Source organism: Xenorhabdus griffiniae (assembly GCF_001028135.1).
Lineage (GTDB): Bacteria > Pseudomonadota > Gammaproteobacteria > Enterobacterales > Enterobacteriaceae > Xenorhabdus > Xenorhabdus bakwenae.
On record NZ_LDNM01000017.1, the window covers coordinates 26,620 to 46,597 of the forward strand.

Consider the following 19,978-nt stretch of genomic DNA (forward strand, 5'->3'; position numbering starts at 1 on the left):
ATGATGGCGAACCAGCCCTCCGTTCATACGTCTTTTCAGTCTGGTGCGGCATCTGATGCTGCACCTGTTAACACGGCAGCCAGCCATGTTCATGTCAATACAATCAAACAGGTCCCTCTTTCGGCCAGCCAAACGCTGATGCAAGTCAGCAGTGCTCTGGGCGGCATTTTATTGCTGATTTTCTTCATAACATGGCTCGTTCGCCGTTTGGGTTTTTCCCCTGCCAAAAGCAAAAATCATCGTTTGCTAAACGTTAAGGCAAGCTGCGCCCTTGGACCGAAAGAACGGGTCGTCGTGGTAGAAGTTGAGGATAACTGGCTGGTTTTGGGCGTCACATCCCAACAGATCAGTATGCTGCATCAAATGCCTGCACCACCTGACAACGTGGACAAGGAACCCGCGCTCAAGCCGCTGCCATTTGGACAGATGCTAAAAAAGACACTCCAGAAAAAGCAAGAATAACAAGGACGATGATGAAAAATAGCGTTTTTATGACAGGCAAGAAATTGGTTTCACGGCTTTATCCCATGCGTTTGACGACGCTGTTTATGGTGCTCCTGCTGCCACTGTTCCCTATGAACGCGGCGGCTGAGTTTCCTGGTATCATCAGCCAGCCCTTAGCCAATGGTGGACAAAGTTGGTCATTGCCAGTCCAAACCCTGATTTTCATCACGGCACTGGGGTTCATCCCAGCTGCCCTGCTAATGATGACCAGTTTTACCCGCATCATCATTGTACTGGGTTTGCTGCGCAATGCGCTGGGAACACCTTCTGCCCCGCCTAATCAGGTTATGTTGGGTTTGGCGTTGTTTATGACTTTTTTTATCATGGCGCCGGTATTTGATAAAGTTTATCAAAACGCTTATCTGCCCTACAGCGAGGATAAAATCACGCTGGAAGTCGCACTGGATCAAGGTGCCAAACCCCTGCGCCAATTCATGTTACGCCAGACACGGGAAAATGATTTGGCACTGTTTGCCCGCTTGGCAGATCAGGGGGCATTTGAAACGGCGGATTCAGTTCCAATGCGCGTGCTCGTTCCCGCATTTATTACCAGTGAATTGAAAACCGCATTCCAGATTGGCTTTACGCTCTTCATTCCGTTCCTGATCATCGATCTGGTTGTTGCCAGTGTCTTGATGGCGTTGGGGATGATGATGGTTCCGCCCGCTACCATTTCATTGCCGTTCAAACTTATGCTGTTTGTTCTGGTCGATGGCTGGCAACTCTTGCTGGGTTCACTGGCACAAAGTTTTTATGTTTAATCAACAACTTTATATCTAACGTGAAATCTTATTGGAATAAAGATCAAAAAGCGGTTTAAGGAAATTATGACTCCAGAATCGGTAATGGCCCTCGGTGTTGAGGCGATGAAAGTGGCGTTAGCACTGGCCGCCCCTCCCCTTTTATCCGCCTTAATTAGTGGCTTAATCATCAGCTTATTGCAGGCGGCAACTCAGGTAAACGAGATGACCTTATCGTTTATTCCAAAAATTCTGGCCGTCTTCGTGACTATCGTCACTGCCGGACCCTGGATGTTAAATTTATTGCTGGATTACATGCGCACGCTGTTTAGCAGTATTCCGGCTATCATCGGTTAATTATGATCCCGTTTGATAGTGAAACCCTTTCCCGCCTTGTCAGTGATTTTTTCTGGCCAATGGTGCGCCTGTTGGCCTTGTTCAGCACCGCCCCCATTTTCAGTGAAAAACAGATACCGATAAACGTTAAAATTGGCTTGGCCTTAGTGATCACAGCGTTACTCGTTCCAACCCTTCCCTCCCCGCAAATTCCGATTTTTTCTGTTGCCGGAATTTGGGTTTTGATACAACAAGTATTGATTGGTATGGCCCTGGGATTGACCATGCAGATCACCTTTGCCGTAGTGCGTCATGCAGGTGAAGTACTCGGCTTACAAATGGGGCTTTCATTCGCCACTTTTTTTGATCCTACCGGTGGCCCGAATATGCCTATCTTAGCCCGCATCCTCAATATGATGATGATGTTGCTGTTCCTGGCTTTTGATGGGCATTTATGGCTATTATCAATTCTGGCCGATACATTTTATTCTATTCCCATTCAATCAACCCAATTGAATCCAAAGGGTTTCTTACTGCTATCCCAAAGTGCCAGCCTGATTTTTATCAATGGCATGATGCTGGCAATGCCAATGATTACCCTACTTCTGGTTCTGAATTTTTCTCTGGGCATGTTAAACCGCATGACACCCCAACTTTCTGTATTTGTGGTCGGTTTTCCATTAACGCTGACAGTGGGGATTTTCACGCTTTCCCTGTTATTTCCAACATTGGTGCCATTCACTGAGCGGTTATTTGGTGAAATGTTTGACCATTTGGCGATCATTATTCGTGAACTGGTACGGTAGCTGTTATTTTTCTGATAAACCCGTCAATCTGGCGGGATAACTTCCATCTTATCCTGATACTCCTCTTCAACCATCCGCTATAGCACCCGCACCCAACATTAACGTTAACATTTAAGCTACAAAAAATATCGACACACGGTATTTATTTCAGTTAATTTAATTTCAAAATGTTACTATCAAGCGTGCATTTAGCATAAAAAGCCGCCAAATTGGCGATAATCAGTTCATTTTTACAAAAAAACAGTTACAGGCGGTGTTTAATTTACTTTCAAACGGATGCAACAAATAAAAATCAAATAACTACAAAGGAGTAATGAAAATGTTACACAAAAATTCTTCACAAACTTCTTCAGACGCTTGTCATAACCATTCTCTCTCTTTGTCTGCCTCTCCTCTTAGTTCTTATCCTCTTAGTTCTCCCCAGCAAGCCATCTGGTTTGATCAGGCTATTCATCCCAATTCTTCCAACTACAACCTCAGCATTTTTATCTGCATTGAAGGAGAATTGAATGAAGCATTATTTGCCCGTGCCTTTGAATCCGTTGTTTATTGTCATGACACTCTGCGGTTGCAGTTTCTCAACACCCACGCTTTACCCAGACAAAAAGTGGTGCATTCTCTCCCGGTAGCTATAGATATACAGGATTTTTCATTGCATCCAGAGGCTGAAACCAAAGTAAAACAATACATGGATGACGAGTTCATGCATCCATTTCGCCTGAACGAGACACTGTGGCGTTCCAGATTATTGCGGGTCAGCAATACCTGTCGGTACTGGCAATTTTGCTGTCATCATTTAGTCATTGATGGCACGGGTATGTTCATCCTCATCAACAAGGTTATCGATGCCTATAACCGCCTGATGAAAGGAGAAACCCTGAACAACTCCGCTCATTCTTATCTGGATTTTATTACGGATAACCTCAATTATCTTGCTTCCGAACACTACTCGCACGATAGGCAATTTTGGTTGAAGCGCTATGAAAACCCGCCGCCTCCCTTGCTCCAGCCTGTCAATTGCACTAACACGACGGGCCATAAACAAATCAAACCCACGGCTGCCCAGTCTGTCATTTGGTCAATCGACCATGCTCTTTTTAAACGTATCGAAAACGTAGCGGGTGGGCAGGGATTGCCCTTCCTGCATTTCATGTATGCCATTCTGGCCTGCTATTTCACCCGAGTCACCGATGTCAATGAAATTGTCATTGGTGTTCCCGTGCACAACCGCAAAAATACGCGACAAAAGTACACGATGGGTATGTTCGCATCCGTGATCCCTATTGGTATCACCCTTTCGCCGGAAGATACGTTTCGTGATGTCATGCGCAAAGCCGCAACCGAAATGAGTCTTTGCCATGAACATGACCGTTTTCCCATCGCAGAACTCAACCGACAAATACCCTCGCGGCAACAAGTCGGAAATGCGCGATTATTTGACGTGACTTTATCTCTCGAACCGTTTAAAGCTAATTTGCATATGGAAGGAGAAAACGTCAGCGCCAAACAGTTCGACCTGCGTTCCGGCACTCCCTATCCTCTTTGTGTCAGAATGAAGCAATACACAAACACCGCCCGCCCTGAAGATACCTATTCTCCGGTTTCCATTGAGTTCTATTTTTCTCCTGATTATCTGAGTACCCCGGAGGTTACGGCGCTCCGCTCTCGTCTTGCTGTCCTGCTTGACGCCGCTCTCACTTCTCTGGAGACCCCCTCTCTTGCGCAGACAAAAATAGTCAATCTGCCAATCCTGCCCGATATCGAACGCCAGCAGGTATTAAGGGATTTCAATGCCACTCAAACCGAGTTCCCGCAAGATACGCTGATTCATCAACTGTTCGAAGCACAAGTGCGACGCACACCCGATGCCACCGCCGTGGTTTTTGAAGAGCAATCTCTGAGCTACGATGAACTGAACAAACGCGCCAACCGTCTGGCGTATCATCTGATTGCTCTCGGCGTGCGTCCTGATGATCGGGTGGCAATTTGTATTGAACGTAGTCTGGAAATGGTGGTCGGTTTATTAGGTATCCTCAAGGCCGGTGGCGCTTTCGTTCCCCTTGACCCGACTTATCCAACCTCGCGGCTGACCTATATGCTCAATGACTCAGCCCCCGTGGCGCTGATAACTCAAACAACGGTGACAGGAATAGGGAACAGTCACCTGCCTGTCATTCTACTGGATATTCCAGACGATCCTGTTTTGGATGGAAGATCGGAAGAAAACCCAGAAATCCCGTCATTAGGACTAACCTCCCGTCATCTGGCTTATGTTATCTATACCTCCGGCTCCACAGGGCAACCCAAAGGGGTTATGATCGAACATCGCAGTTTGTGTAACCTGATTACCACCCAGCAAGACCGACTCTCCATCACGTCAGACAGTCGGATCTTGCAGTTTGCCTCAAACAGTTTCGATGCCTGTATTTGGGAATTCGGCATGGCTCTACTGGCGGGCGGATGCCTTTACCTTGCCAGGCGGGAAAACCTGCTGCCGGGAACAACCCTGTCTCACTATTTAGAGACTCACACCATGACTCATGCCCTCTTGTCCCCCACGGCTCTGGCAACGATGGACTCGCTTCCGGCAACCCTGCAAACCTTAATGGTGGGAGGAGAAGCCTGTCCGCCTACGCTGACCAAACGCTGGGCATCAGGACGACAGATGATCAATGCATATGGCCCGACGGAAGCCACTGTTTGTGCTACTCTTTGCCGATGTGAAAGTCAGGGAGATAATGCCCCGCCGATTGGTCGCCCCATCGCCAATACCCAGATCTATATCCTTGACAGGCACGGCCAACCCGTTCCGTGGGGAGTGGCAGGAGAAATATATATCGCGGGCGTCGGCGTTGCCCGTGGTTACCTGAACCGTCCCGAACTCACTGCCGAACGTTTCCTCATTAATCCGTTCTCTTCTGAGCACAATGCGCGTATGTACAAAAGCGGGGATCTGGGACGTTGGCTACCCGATGGCAAAATTGAATATCTCGGCCGTAATGATTTCCAGATCAAACTGCGGGGTTTCCGCATTGAGCCGGGAGAGATCGAAGCAAGGCTGCGGCAATGCCACGGCGTACGTGAGGCTTTGGTACTGCCTTGTGAAAAATTACCTTGTGAAAACAGTCCGGTATCAAAACAGCTAATCGCCTACTTGTTACCGAAGACCGGTGTTGAACTGGAACCCATGACATTAAGGCAGCAACTCGCACAACATCTGGCTGAATACATGATACCCGGTGCTTTCGTGACACTCGACGCCTTCCCACTCACACCCAATGGCAAACTTGACCGTCAGGCTCTTCCCAAACCCGATCATACGGCAATCGTCACACGCAGTTACCAGACGCCCATAGGCGAAGCAGAAACTCTCCTGAGTCAAATTTGGCAAATGTTGCTCGGCGTGAAATATGTCAGCCGCTGCGATCACTTTTTCGAGCTTGGCGGGCACTCGCTGACAGCCATTGGTCTGATCGAAAAACTTCGTGAATTGGGGTGGTCTCTTGACATTCAGAATGTATTCACCAAACCCGTATTGAAAGAGATGGCCAAAGCGCTACTGTCGGTACAAAAAGATACCGTTCAAGGGAATACCGCGCAAGAAAATGCAACTGTGTTCACTGTACCACCTAATCTCATTCCAGAAGGCTGTACTGCCATTACCCCCGACATGTTGACTTTAGTTTCCCTGTCCCGGCACGAGATTAATGCCATCGCTGCCACTATTCCTGGTGGTGCGGCCAATATTCAGGATATCTATCCTCTTGCACCGCTACAGGAAGGTATTTTGTTCCATCATCTGCTACAAAAACAAGGTGATACTTATCTGTTACGCGAGTTGCTTGCCTTCGACACCCGCGAACGGCTCGATATCTTTCTGGCAACCTTACAACGGGTCATTAACCGTCACGATATTCTGCACACGTCAATCTACTGGCAGGGGTTAGCACAACCTGTGCAGGTTGTCTGGCGACAGACATCTTTGAACATCAAGACATTCTTACCCGATGACGATCAGGATATTCCTCGCCAATTACTGGCGCGTACCGATCCCCATCACTACCGCCTTGATGTGAGTCAGGCACCACTATTTTCCGCTGACATCGCCTATGACCCGCATCAGGATGAGTGGTTACTGGTTTTATGCATCCATCATTTAGTCTGTGATCATATAACACTGGAACGTATCATTGATGAAATTGATCTATTATCACCCGACCATAGCGAAAAGGGATATCCTGACCATCGTCATTCTGTAAAATTACCCCCAATATTGCCTTATCGTCATTTTGTGGCCCAATGCCTGCATTGGCCGACGTCAGATCATGAAGCCTATTTTCGTAAAATATTCTCTGACATAGATGCACCCACAGCGCCTTTCGGGATACTGGATATTCACAGTGAGGATAAGCAGATAACCGAGGCCAAACAGCCACTGGATGCGGCACTGTCCAGAGCTATTCGCACCCAAGCCCGTCGTCAGGGTGTCAGCCCCAGTATATTGTTTCATGTTGCTTTGGCGCTGGTGCTGGCAAAAACCAGTGGCCGCGACGATGTCGTCTTTGGTACGGTATTGTTGGGACGTATGCAGGGCAGTACCGGCATTGATCACATGATGGGGCTGCTTATCAATACGTTGCCCATTCGGATCGGACTGACAGATAATAGTGCACAGGCGATCGTTCAAGAAACCTACCTCAATTTGATGAACTTGCTGGAACATGAACAGGCAACACTGACACTGGCGCAACATTGCAGCCGTGTGTTACCCCCTTTGCCGCTCTTTAACACACTATTCAATTATCGTCATAGCCAGGCGGATATTACTCTGGCTAAATGGGAAGGTGTGCGTCTGCTGATGGAAGAAGAGAGGATCAATTATCCTATCGGTTTATTTGTTGATGATTGGGGCGATGGATTTAGTTTGGTTGCTCAAACCGTATCGGGCATCGATCCGATTCGGCTGATCGGCTATATGACCACTGCCCTGACGGGGCTACTCGAAGCGCTGGAAACCGCCCCCCACCAGCCAGTTTTGGCTATTCCGATTTTGCCCAATGCGGAACGTCAACAAGTGCTGGTGGATTTTAACGCACTCCCATCTTCTCCAGACCTTGTATTCTCTCAAAATACAGCAACCGACGTCCCACAAGATGCATTTATTCACCAACTGTTTGAAAAGCAAGTACAGCAAAATCCCGATGCGATTGCTGTCATCTTTGAAGAGCAATCATTGAGTTATGCTGAACTGAACCGTCAAGCCAATTGTTTAGCGCATTATCTGATTACCCTGGGTGTCCGCCCGGATGATCGGGTGGCGATTTGTTCTGAACGCAGTCCGGTTATGATGGTGGGATTACTCGCTATCCTTAAGGCTGGCGGGGCCTATGTTCCGCTCGACCCAAACTATCCAGCCGAACGACTGGCTTATATACTTGAAGATGCCGCTCCCGTTGCCTTGCTCACCCAAACTTTATTCACCCAAACAACGTTAATCAATCGCCTGACCAACGTCCCCATTGTGGATCTCAACCATCTTGCATTTCTTAGTGCCGACATGCCAGATAGCAACCCTGATCCTCAAGTGCTTGACCTAACCTCACGCCATCTGGCTTATGTGATTTATACCTCGGGTTCAACAGGCCTGCCTAAAGGGGTAATGAATGAACATCGCGGGGTTGTGAATGGTCTGCTCTGGTCACAGAAGACTTATCAATTAACCCCGCAGGATCGGGTCTTGCAGAAAACACCCTTTAGTTTTGATGTTTCCGTTTGGGAGCTATTCCCGCCCCTGATGTCTGGGGCACAATTAATTCTGGCTCGTCCCGATGGTCATAAAGATCCGCACTATTTACGGTCTGAGATAGAAAAACGCCAGATTACTCTTCTCTACTTCGTGCCTGCCATGCTACAGCAATTTGTCCATGCTATTCCTGCCGGTTGTTGTCCTTCCTTGCGTCATATTTTATGCAGTGGTGAAGAATTTCCTTATGCTTTACAGCAGAAATGTCTGTCCCATTTTGCTCACTGCCAGTTACACAATTTATATGGCCCGACTGAAGCGGCGATTCATGTCACCGCCTGGCAATGCGTGCCGGATCGTTATATCGGACGAGTACCGATTGGGAAACCCATCGCCAATATCCAAATTTATCTGCTTGATAGTCACAAAAAACCCGTGCCAATCGGTGTTACAGGGGAGCTTTACATTGGTGGGATCGGTGTTGCCCGAGGTTATCTGAACCGTCCAGAACTAACCGCAGAACGCTTCCTTGCTGATCCTTTTTCTTCAGGCCCTGATGCCCGCCTCTACAAAAGTGGTGATCTGGCGCGTTGGTTGCCTGACGGTAATATTGAATATCTTGGTCGTAATGATTTTCAGGTCAAGATCCGGGGTTTTCGTATCGAACTTGGCGAAATTGAGACGACTCTGGCGCAATGTCACGGTGTACGGGAAGCGGTTGTAATTGTCCGAGAAGATATCCCGAATGAAAAGCGTCTGGTTGCTTATCTGCTCGCCGAACCCAATGCGACACTGGTGCCAGCAGAACTACGCCAGCAACTGGCGCAACACCTTGCCGAATATATGCTGCCCAGCGCCTTTGTCACGCTAGCGACTTTCCCGTTAACCCCTAACGGTAAACTCGACCGCCAGGCACTGCCAGAGCCAGATCAAACAGCACTCGCAACCCGCAATTACGCAGCACCCATCGGAGACATAGAAACAGCGCTGGCCGGCATTTGGCAACAATTGCTGAAACTGGAACAAGTCGGTCGTCATGATCATTTCTTTGAACTCGGTGGTCATTCTCTGCTCGCCATTCAGCTTGCCGCACGAATACGCCAGAAACTGGCGCGAGAATTGCATTTGCAGCAACTCTTTTCCCATCCTGTTCTGGCTGATTTGGCTGCCTTGCTCATCGACACGCCGGTCACAACCCACATCGTTATTCCCGCTACCGATCGCAATCAACCACTACCACTCTCTTTCTCCCAACAACGCTTGTGGTTCCTTACCAGACTCAACAGCAAAGCCAGTCTGGCCTATCATATCCCGATAATCCTGCATCTCAGCGGAGATCTCGATCATGCGGCGTTTACGTCTGCACTTGACCATCTCGTTAGCCGACATGAAAGTCTGCGAACCCGTTTTGTCCTGATTGATGACCAACCTTACCAACACATAGATAATGCCGATACGGGTTTTTCTCTGACCTGTCAGGATCTGCGCGGGCTAGACGAAATTTCTCGTATGGCCCGCATTCACGAATTAGCGGAACTTGAAACACAAACCCCATTCGATTTCGCTAATGAGCCAATGATCCGAGGTCATTTACTGCAACTGTCTGATAAAGAACATGTGCTGATCCTTACCCAGCATCACATCATCACCGATGGCTGGTCAGTAGGGATATTGCTCCGCGAACTGAGTGCCCTCTACCGTACCGCACAAGGGAAGTGTGGCAATCCTTTGCCCCACCTTCCCATCCAGTATGCGGACTATGCCGTCTGGCAACAGAAATGGCTGCAAGGTGATGTGCTTACTGCACAACGGGATTTCTGGCAGAAACAACTGCAAAACGCACCGACATTGCTGACTCTCCCTATTGATCATCCACGCCCGCCAGAACAAAGTTACACCGGCGATCATGTGCCCGTGCACCTGAATGTTGATTTATTGTCGGCTCTCAAAGCGCTCGGACAACGGCAGGATGCCACATTATTTATGATGTTGCTTGCAGCCTGGAGCATCGTGCTGGCCCGTTTGAGTGGGCAGGATGATGTTGTCATTGGCATCCCCGTTGCCAATCGTTCATTGAGTGACCTTGAAGGCTTGATTGGCTTTTTTGTCAATACCCTGCCTTTACGCATCAAACTGGAACAGGCCAACCCGGTGACCAATCTGCTTGCCCATGTTCGGGAACAGACGCTGGCAGCTTATGCACATCAAGACCTGCCTTTTGAACAATTGGTGGAAATCCTAAAACCCGAACGCAGCTTAAGCTACAACCCCATTTTTCAGGTTATGCTGGCCCTGAACAATACCCCCACTCAATCCCTTGAATTACCGGGTTTATCTGTCTCGAAGATAGCGCCGCCACACCGCAGCGCGTACTTTGACCTGACATTGTCACTGACCGAAAGCCGGGAGGGTCTCAGTGGTTATCTGGAATATGCATCAAGCCTGTTCGACCGGCCGACGGTTGAACGCATGGTGGGTTATCTCATCCATGTACTGACTGCCATGACAACGAATGAAACACAGACTATTGCCCGTCTGCCGGTGTTGTCCGTGGCAGAACGCCAACAATTATTGATTGATTTCAATGCCCCTCAAGCGGATTTTACGCATAATGCGCTGATTCACCAGCTGTTCGAAGCGCAGGTACAACGCACACCAGATGCTACGGCGGTGATCTTTGAAGAACAATCCTTGAGTTATGACGAACTGAACTGCCGGGCCAACCAACTGGCACATAGTTTGATGGCTTTTGGTGTACGCCCTGATGACCGCGTGGCCATTCAGGTTGAACGAGGTTTGGATATGATCATTGGTCTGTTCGGGATCTTAAAAGCAGGTGCCGGTTATATCCCGCTTGATCCAGCATATCCTGCCGAGCGGCTGATTTATCAGTTGTCAGACTGCAAGCCTGCCATATTGCTGACCCAGAAACATTTACAGGCACGCTTACCAATACAAGGTATTCCCATCTGGCTGCTGGACGATGAAATTCATCAAAATAATCTGCAAAAACAGCCTGATTATAATCCTGACAGCCGGCAAACAGGCGCTCAGCCTCATCATTTGGCCTATATCATCTATACCTCGGGTTCAACCGGAAACCCCAAAGGCGTCATGCTGGAACATCGCAATGTTGTCAGCCTTATCCATGCTCATTGCCAGATCAGTGAACCAGGCTTGGGGGATCGTATTCTGCAATTTGTGACTTTCGCGTTTGACATTTCAGTGTCAGATATTTTTCCTACTCTGGCATCAGGTGCCACGCTGGTTTTGCGACCACCTCATATCAAAATACCGAATAGCACGTTTGTTAATTTTTTACGTGAACAAAAAGTAACGATCATCAATATACCGACGGCTTTCTGGCACCATTGGGCGCAAGAAATGAAAGCTGAACGTGTCGGTTTCAGCCCCTATATACGTACCGTTATTGTGGGGGGGGATAAAGTAGAATACCGTTATTTAGTGGATTGGCTGTCGTGCCCGGAAACCCAATCTTGCCGCTGGTTCAACGCTTATGGTCCGACAGAAATCACCATCACGGCTACCGCTATGCAGATAGATAAAGAAATGGTGATAGATAACCAATGTACTCCGCCTATCACCAACAATATTCCGATTGGCCGACCACTGTCCAACACACTTATTTATATTTTGGATGCCTCTGGTCAGCCAGCGCCGGTTGGCGTAAGTGGCGAAATCTATATCGGCGGAATGGGGGTCGCCCGGGGTTATTCCAACCAACCGGCGCTGACAGCCGAGAAATTTGTTGCCGATCCCTTTAGTGAACATCCCAACGCTCGCATGTATAAGACCGGAGATTTGGCTCGCTGGCGATCTGACGGCAATATTGAGTACCTCGGCCGCAATGATTTTCAGGTTAAGCTGCGCGGCTTCCGTATCGAGTTAGGAGAAATCGAAACCCGATTAATGCAATGCCGCGGTGTGCGTGAGGCTATCGTGCTTGCCCGCGAAGATAAGCTGGGTGATAAACGTCTGATTGCTTATCTGATCGCTGAACCGAATGCCAAACTGATACCGACAGAACTGCGCCAGCAACTCGCACAACATCTCGCCGACTATATGCTGCCCAGCGCCTTTGTGACACTGCCTGCTTTTCCGTTAGCGCCTAATGGCAAGATTAACCGCCAGGCCCTACCGATGCCGGATCAGACATCCATTGCAACCCATACTTATGAAGAGCCGCTTGGTGAAATGGAAATTGCGCTGGCTGAAATTTGGCAAGCATTATTAGGACTGAAAAAGGTTGGCCGTTATGATCATTTCTTTGAACTCGGTGGTCATTCTCTGATGGTTATCAACCTGATTGAGCGGTTGCGCAATCGAGGTTGGCACCTTGATATTCGTGCTGTATTTTCCACACCAACATTGGCGGAAATAGCAAAAATAATGCGGGTCATTCAAGATGATGAGGCCGCTTTTACCCTCCCCCCCAATCTTATCCCTGATGACTGCACCGCCATCACTCCTGATATGCTGCCGCTGGTTTCGCTGACGCAACATGAGATTGATACCATCGCGGCGACTATTCCTCATGGTGTCAACAATATTCAGGATATCTATCCACTTGCATCATTACAGGAAGGTATGCTGTTTCATCATCTGCTGCAAACACAAGGGGATGTTTATCTGTTGCACCTTTTGCTTGCTTTCAACACCCGCGAGCGTCTTGATGCTTTTCTGGCTGCTTTGCAACAAGTTATTAATCGTCACGATATTTTACGCACTGCCATCTGCTGGCAGGGTTTAACGCAGCCCGTACAGGTTGTCTGGCGCCAGGCTTCTCTGCGCATCAATACGTTTGTGCCAGATAACGATAAAGAAGATGTATCGTCTCAATTGCTGGCACAGACAGATCCATCCCAACACCGCCTCGATATCAGCCAGGCTCCACTATTCTCTGCTGATATTACCCATGATCCGAATCAGGGAGAGTGGTTGTTAGCGTTGTGTTGTCACCATATCCTCAATGACCACATATCGCTGAATATCATCATGGCTGAAATCAATGAACTTCTGCACTATCGTACTGAGCCATTACCGCCTGTATTACCGTACCGCCATTTTATCGCCCAATCCTTGTGTGTGCCGAAGCCCGATCACGAAGCCTATTTTCAGGAAATACTCGCTAGTGTGGATACGCCAACAACACCTTTCGGCATATTGGATGTTCACCGTGGGGACAGGCCCGTCACAGAGGTCATTAAGCCACTTAATGCAGCACTGACTAACGCTATTCGCAAACAGGCACGCCGTCAAAGTGTTAGCCCCGGTGTTCTGTTTCATGTTGCGTTGGCACAAGTTCTGGCAAAAATAAGTGGGCGAGATGATGTCGTCTTCGGGACAGTTTTGTCAGGACGGATGCAGGGCAGTGCCGATATTGAGCGAATTCTGGGAATGTTCATCAACACCCTGCCCGTGCGGATCACGCTGGCGGGGAACAGCACACAAGAAACCGTGCAAGCAACTTACCGCAGTTTGACGCAGTTACTTGAACATGAACAGGCACCACTGGCACTGGCTCAACGTTGCAGCGGTGTAGCACATCCTCTGCCGCTTTTTAATACACTCCTTAATTATCGCCATAGCCAATCGAATGCTATCAATACCCTATGGGAAGGTATACGTCTGGTAACCGGGCGAGAAAGGACTAACTATCCCATCTATCTGGCTGTCGATGATTTGGGTAAAAGTTTCCTGCTGACCGCTCAGGCCATATCAGGAATCGATCCGGCACGCCTGATTGCTGATGTAACGACTGCTTTAGCGGATCTGGTAAAAACATTGGAAACCGAACCCCAAAAACCAATCATGAACATTACGGCCCTGTCTGCCACTGAGTGCCGGCCGCTACTGACCGATTTCAACGCTATTCAGGCGGGCTTACCGCAAGATACACTGACATCAGGACACTCTACTATTGGAACAACTTCCGGTTACGAAGCGCCACGCGGTGATGTGGAAACTGCACTGGCTGAGATTTGGCAGAAATTGCTAAAACGGGAACGGGTCGGTCGTTATGACAATTTCTTTGCATTGGGAGGTCATTCATTGACAGCAATACAATTGTTGGCGCGTATGCGTGAACAAGACATGGAAATGCCATTAGCAACTTTGTTCACTCACCCTACACTGTGTGAACTGGCCGGGGCTATAAACCCAAATCGCTCAACGGTAGTGAGTCGCCTAAACTGATACTCTGGGCCAAAACGAAATTAAGTGGTTCCACTCCCCGTGGAGCCACTTTTCAATCAATCATCTAACAGGTAATGTTTGCGGCAAACTCAGTTAAAATTAGGTTGACCATTGGATGCATTTACCCCGCCATCTATCGGCAAGTTCACCCCATTAATGAAACTGGCATCTTCGCTGGCCAAAAATGCAATGGCTGCTGCCACTTCAGAAGGTTGGCCCGCCCTTTTTAACGGAATACGACTATCGAAATGCGCAAGGGTTTCATCATCAAAGCGGGCAACCATCGGAGTCAATACCAGGCTCGGGCAAACCGCATTGACACGGATCCCTTGTGAACCATGATCCAGCGCCATCGCACGGGTTAAATTCACGACAGCACCTTTTGCTGCACAATAGTGAGCGCCGCCCCAATCTCCCCCCAAGCCAGATACCGAGGCATTATTGACAATACACCCTTTGCTTTTCAGCAAATGAGGCAAAGCAGAATAGCTACAATTGAGTACACCATTGAGATTCGTAGCCAGTACTGCATTACCGTCTTCTTGTGAAGTACTCAATAAATCACCAACCACATATAACCCGGCGTTGTTCACCAGAATATCTATCCGGCCAAAATGCCTGACGGTTTCATCAACCATATTTTTAGCCGATTCCCGGTCCGCGACATCTGTCTGAATCACTAACGCTTTGCTCGAAGGCAACTCGCTCAGTACACGATTAAGCTTCTCTGTATCCCGCCCAGCTAACACCACAATGGCTCCCTCTTGTGAGAAACGCTTTGCTGTAGCCTCACCAATACCACTACCTGCACCAGTAATAATGACAACTTTATCCTCAAATCGAATCATTTTATTACCCTCATTGATATATATTCAAAGCTTACCGTGTAATATCAAACACCAGAGTCTTCCCTCAATAAACTTATATTCATTAGTTAATCACAATATAAAATATTACTTATTTAATATTTAATATAATGTACTTATTTATATTCGATAAACTTCAAGTTGCAATCCGCAAGACGACGCGAGACCTTATATTTCCCCGCTTCGCGGGGAAATATAACACGCATCTTAAAGTTGGATTGGTATAGTATATTCTGTTTAGGCTACGGGTTATCGCATTATTTTAGATATTCACCACGACGAAGGGCTTCAATACGCTTATCCAACGGCGGATGAGATAAGAACAACTCACTGAAGCTCTTAGCTTTGCCATTAATACAGAATGCCATCATTCTCCCCTCTTCCTGAGGTTCATAACTGGTCTTAAGACGTTGCAATGCAGCAATCATCTTTTCGCGGCCAACCAATTTCGCTGATCCTGCATCCGCATGGAATTCACGATAACGGGAGAACCACATGGTAATAATACTGGCTAAAATACCAAATACGATCTCCAATACCATGGAAATCACCATGTAGACGATTGGATTACCATTACTGCTGCTTTCACTTTCATCATCGCTGCTGGAAAGGAAACTCGCAGCAGCCTGTGCAATGATCCGTGAAATAAAGATAACGAATGTATTCACGATACCCTGCAACAATGTCATCGTCACCATATCACCATTAGCGATATGACTAATTTCATGTGCAATGACGGCTTCGGCTTCGTCACGGCTCATATTGTTCAGTAGCCCCGTACTAACAGCAACCAGAGAAGCATTACGGCGTGCCCCTGTAGCAAATGCGTTAATATCCAGGGCATCATAGATAGCCACTTGTGGCATCGTGATTCCAACCTGATCCGCCTGACGACGGACAGTTTCCATCAACCAGGCTTCAGTTTCATCGGACGGTTTTTCAATAACCTGACCACCAACAGAACGTAAAGCCATCCATTTCGACATTAACAAAGAAATGAATGCACCACCAAAACCAAACAAACCAGCCATAATCATGAGACCAGCAACACTGCTCCGCTGAACTCCTGTAAGTGAAAGTATTATTCCAAACACCACCATGACAGCAAGGTTTGTGAGAAGGAACAAGGCAATTCTCATCATATAAATTTGCTTCCTTTAATTATCAAACAGTTCAACTAAGCGTTAAGCCATAAGATGGGGATTAACCCCATATTATTCAAGTTTTTTAAGATGTTAAGCGATGTAAACAACATAACTTTACAATATGATAAAAAAAGGCCGGCTAACAAGCCGACCTTTTATCTATAACGAATTTTAAAACTATCTCGTTACAGCCATTTCAGCAGGCTGATGCGCCAAATCCAGGGCAATTTTTACAGATTCATCTAAGTAAGGATCAGGCCCTTTATAATCTTTTGGTAAATCCTCAAGCGATTTGAGCGGTTTTTTACCTGCCCGTTTAAAGCGTTCATTAAGATGATTCAATTTGTTTGTTTCGTATTCCTTGTTTTCTTTCTCTCTTTGAGCATAGTTCAAGGAGTAAACGCCCTTACGTTCTTTCATGGCTTTATAGTAAGCAATATCCTGTCTGATATATTTAAACTCAGGATCATTAGCAATCCGTTGATTATGCAGCTTAGTCAGTAGCGGGGTTAACTCTGAAATCACTTTCAAGGAAGTATAATGCGCAGGCTGAATGCTGTCCCAAGGTAACGCATTATCCTCTTGACTTTCCCCTATTTCAGACGGTTCTTCTCCTGTCGGCATAATGATATCAGGCGTTACCCCTTTAAGCTGGGTGCTCCCCCCATTTATCCGGTAGAATTTCTGGATAGTGTATTGCACAGAGCCAATTTCAGGCCACTCAGGCCGTAACATTTGATCATAAATACGATTCAAAGGGCGATATTGCTGAACGGTACCTTTACCGAAAGAAGGATCCCCCACAATTAATCCACGGCCATAATCCTGCATCGCAGCTGCAAAAATTTCAGATGCAGAAGCACTTCTGTTGTCAATCAGAACGACCAGAGACCCTTTATAATATCTTGCCTCATCTGTATCTGCCTCCACTTTGACTCTACCGGTATTGTCCCGGATCTGGACAACGGGACCCGTGGGAATAAATAAGCCAGATAACGATACAGCTTCTGTGAGCGCTCCACCACCATTGCCGCGCAAATCAATAACAACCGAAGCAACCCCCTGTTTAGTGAGCTTTTGCAACTGCACTTTTACATCGTTAGTCAAGCCGACATAGAAACTGGGTATATCCAGAACACCCACCTTCTCTTTCCCTACCGTTTTCACCGACATCTTGACAGCATTATCTTCAAGGCGGATATTCTCGCGGGTTAAGGTAACAATGTGGTTTTTTGCCCCTTTTGTACTCGGCGTGATTTCAAGGCGGACTTTACTCCCCTTTGGCCCTTTAATAAGCGCAACAACATCTTCCAAACGCCATCCAACAACATCGACAATTGGCTTGCCTACTTGCCCAACACCAATGATTTTATCTCCAACTTTCAATAAATTGCTTTTGGCAGCCGGGCCGCCCGCAAGTAATGAACGAATGGTAATATACTCATCATCATATTGTAAAACAGCACCGATGCCCTCAAGAGATAAGCTCATCTCTGAATTAAACTGTTCTGTATCACGAGGAGAGAGATAACTGGTATGCGGATCTATTTCACGGGCAAAAGCCATCATAATGCTTTGAAAAACATCCTCACTCTTGGTTTGTGTAAGGCGTTTTAATAACGTCCGATAGCGCTTAGTCAGGGTTTCTTTAATTTCTTTATCATCTTTTTTGCCGGATAACTTAAGGTTTATCCAATCAAATTTGATTTTGGCATCCCAAAGCCTGTCCAACTCTTCAACACTCTTTGGCCATGGTGCTTTGATACGGTCGGTTTCAATGGTGTCATGACCATTTAAGTCAACGGGTCGTTCTAAACGGGAGAGCACATATTGATAACGTTCAAAGCGGCGTTTTTGCATCAGATTAAATAGATCATAAGGAAGCTTTAGATCGCCATTTTCAAGCTCTTTTCCTAATCCTCCCTTTTGAGACGCGAAGGGGGCAATATCAGATGCCAAAAAAACATTGTGTCCATAATCCAGTTGATTCAGGTAACGATCAAAAATTTTTCCTGAAAAATCTGCATCCAGATAAAACTGGCGATAATGAGAACGGAGAAAGCGGGAAACAATCCGCTTACTTACTGTGGGATGCTGTGGTTCCGGTTTTAAATCTGGCAGTTGGCTCAGGCTGATAACAGCCGTATTGTGACCATTAATGACATTGGCGTTAGTCGCGTGGCTACCACCCGCGACATTGTCATTAATCGTATCTGCATAACCTATACTAGAAAATGGTAGACCTAAAACGAAAGCCAATGTAATGAGTTTGTTCATGCCCAAGTTGGCCTCCGTATCAGAACTTTAAGTGTTCTGCGCGTACAATCATTGCCAAACCAGTAGGTAACTGCACTCTGACACCATCTTTTGCAATTTCAAGCACAGATGCATCCATTAAGCTTTTTCCTACGTTTACTTTAATAGTCTGGCCGACTTTCAAAGCGGATACGTCAGTGACTGAGTTTAACTCAGGTTGTGCCATTTTTTTTATGGTTTTATCTGCTGGTTTACGCGATTGTAGCGGGTGGTTTTGCGAACGCACCGGACGTTTTTCACCATCACCTGATCTCTTTTGATGACGAGGAGCCGGCTTTTTATTCACAGGGCGTTCATTTTTCTTGTCAGATACGTTTTCAGCTTCACGTTTCTTGGCACGCTGTTCAGATCGTTGAGCCTGTACCCGTGCTTTCGCTTCTGCCAGTTGCTGACGCGCATGTTCAATATGTTCAATTTCCAGCTCCCCACACATGTTTCCGTCAAGGTCAACACGCTGGGCACCTTCTTTTACACCATAGAGATAACGCCAACTGGAGGTATACAAGCGCAAAGCAGAACGGAGCTGTGTTTTACTCAAACACTCCTCGTCCTGAATACGTTCAACGATGTCCTGGAAGATCCCAATCTTCAAAGGACGTGCTTCACCTTCTGCTACAAAGCAAAGCGGGAAGCGCTCAGCCAAGAAAGCAATGACTTCTTTACTACTGTTCAACTTAGGTTGATTTTCCATGAAATTTCCTGATTACAACGGTTTTGCCAACCAGCGCAGGCATGAACAGGCGACATTATAATAGCGTTGCTGATAAATGCCACGTTATACGTATGTTAAGTTACGTTCTGTTGTAGATATTTTGACATAACACATTGTTCCAAATGGTTACAAAGCCTGATAACCAGCGCTTTCAAGCCATTTTCATCATTCTCGTCAAACCGATCAAAAACCGTGCTATCAATATCCAAAACGCCAATAATTTGTCCATTGATTTCTAAAGGAAGTACAATTTCAGCATTACTGGTGGCATCGCAGGCTATATGACCGGGGAAAGCATGTACATCAGAAATACGCTGTATACGCTTATTTGCAACAGCCGTTCCGCATACACCTTTTCCTACAGGAATACGAACGCAAGCGATCTTACCCTGAAATGGCCCTAAAACCAGAGTATCATCATCAACTAAATAAAAACCAACCCAATTAACATTATCCAAACGTTCGTATAACAATGCGCTTGTGTTAGCAAGAGAAGCAATAAGATCGTACTCCCCTGATAGCAGTGCCATCAGACTATCTGCTAGCTCTTGATAAAATTCATTCTTATTCATAAACTCCTACGCAATAGACAAT

At 47.0% G+C, this 19,978-nt stretch carries 10 protein-coding genes; 5 read left to right on the forward strand and 5 right to left on the reverse strand.

Annotated features, from left to right (window positions below):
* The 5 genes from fliO (at position 1) to AAY47_RS06120 (ending at position 14,345) form a co-directional block, all read left to right on the forward strand.
* A complete protein-coding gene (gene fliO, locus AAY47_RS06100) occupies positions 1-462 on the forward strand; it encodes a flagellar biosynthetic protein FliO (protein WP_235443825.1) in 462 nt (153 codons plus the stop codon).
* A gap of 65 nt (positions 463-527) precedes the next feature.
* The gene (gene fliP, locus AAY47_RS06105) at positions 528-1,265 is read left to right on the forward strand and encodes a flagellar type III secretion system pore protein FliP (protein WP_047768013.1); all 738 of its coding nucleotides are present in this window, start codon (positions 528-530) and stop codon (positions 1,263-1,265) included.
* Between the two features lie 66 nt (positions 1,266-1,331).
* Complete coding sequence (gene fliQ / locus AAY47_RS06110; protein WP_047767907.1) at positions 1,332-1,601, forward strand: flagellar biosynthesis protein FliQ; 270 nt, start codon at positions 1,332-1,334, stop codon at positions 1,599-1,601.
* A gap of 2 nt (positions 1,602-1,603) precedes the next feature.
* Positions 1,604-2,386: a flagellar biosynthetic protein FliR gene (fliR, locus tag AAY47_RS06115; protein ID WP_047767909.1), complete on the forward strand. Its 783-nt coding sequence runs from the start codon at positions 1,604-1,606 to the stop codon at positions 2,384-2,386.
* A gap of 319 nt (positions 2,387-2,705) precedes the next feature.
* Positions 2,706-14,345 carry a non-ribosomal peptide synthetase gene (locus tag AAY47_RS06120; RefSeq protein WP_053014213.1) on the forward strand — a complete coding sequence of 3,880 codons (11,640 nt, stop codon included), beginning with the start codon at positions 2,706-2,708 and terminating at the stop codon, positions 14,343-14,345.
* An 89-nt stretch (positions 14,346-14,434) separates the two neighbouring features.
* On the opposite strand, the gene AAY47_RS06125 is transcribed toward AAY47_RS06120, so the two are convergent.
* From AAY47_RS06125 to AAY47_RS06145, 5 genes are all read right to left on the reverse strand, one after another.
* Positions 14,435-15,193: an SDR family NAD(P)-dependent oxidoreductase gene (locus tag AAY47_RS06125; protein WP_200897742.1), complete on the reverse strand. Its 759-nt coding sequence runs from the start codon at positions 15,191-15,193 to the stop codon at positions 14,435-14,437.
* Positions 15,194-15,468: 275 nt separating this feature from the next.
* Positions 15,469-16,353 (reverse strand): protease HtpX, encoded by an 885-nt coding sequence (gene htpX / locus AAY47_RS06130; protein ID WP_047767911.1) that lies wholly within the window; start codon positions 16,351-16,353, stop codon positions 15,469-15,471.
* A 180-nt stretch (positions 16,354-16,533) separates the two neighbouring features.
* Complete coding sequence (prc, locus tag AAY47_RS06135; protein ID WP_047767913.1) at positions 16,534-18,633, reverse strand: carboxy terminal-processing peptidase; 2,100 nt, start codon at positions 18,631-18,633, stop codon at positions 16,534-16,536.
* 19 nt (positions 18,634-18,652) lie between these two features.
* Complete coding sequence (gene proQ / locus AAY47_RS06140; RefSeq protein ID WP_047767915.1) at positions 18,653-19,363, reverse strand: RNA chaperone ProQ; 711 nt, start codon at positions 19,361-19,363, stop codon at positions 18,653-18,655.
* Between the two features lie 95 nt (positions 19,364-19,458).
* The gene (locus tag AAY47_RS06145; RefSeq protein ID WP_047767917.1) at positions 19,459-19,956 is read right to left on the reverse strand and encodes a GAF domain-containing protein; all 498 of its coding nucleotides are present in this window, start codon (positions 19,954-19,956) and stop codon (positions 19,459-19,461) included.
* Positions 19,957-19,978: the final 22 nt, after the last annotated feature.